This window comes from Adlercreutzia equolifaciens (genome assembly GCF_029076695.1).
In the GTDB taxonomy this organism is placed as follows: domain Bacteria; phylum Actinomycetota; class Coriobacteriia; order Coriobacteriales; family Eggerthellaceae; genus Adlercreutzia; species Adlercreutzia equolifaciens_A.
Genome location: NZ_JARFIK010000119.1, coordinates 1 through 374 on the forward strand (window position 1 = coordinate 1; position 374 = coordinate 374).

Annotated in this window: 1 protein-coding gene; it reads right to left on the reverse strand. The window is 42.8% G+C overall.

Annotated elements, in window-relative coordinates; genetic code table 11:
• The coding region (locus PZH32_RS11715; RefSeq protein WP_275208430.1) for an Arm DNA-binding domain-containing protein at positions 1–200 on the reverse strand (200 nt) is incomplete at its 3' end.
• Positions 201–374 lie beyond the last annotated feature (174 nt).

Here is a 374-nt window from a genome sequence, read left to right on the forward strand (position 1 = left end):
GTCAGATAAATATCCACAAAACTTTTGAAGCTCATACTGATACTCTGATCCTCTTTCAGTTTGAAATTCCGCTCCCATTCAAGGGCTTCGCTCTTCTTGGCAAAGCCTCTCTTGGTTTTCTGTTTCCTTGCTCCGGTCAAATCCTTATAATAAGTTCTCACCTCCCACATTCCGGTCTTATTATTCTTGATAACTGCCATCTATCCCACCTCCTTATCCGTAGATAGCCCGTAGATTCGTTTCATAAAATACTGTGTACTGACACGCCCTTTTATTGTCACGAATCCATCAGCCTCAAGTTCCGCATTCAGCCGTCGTATCAGTTTATAGGAATACGATAGTGAAACTCCCAGCATTTCCATTACATCCTGCGC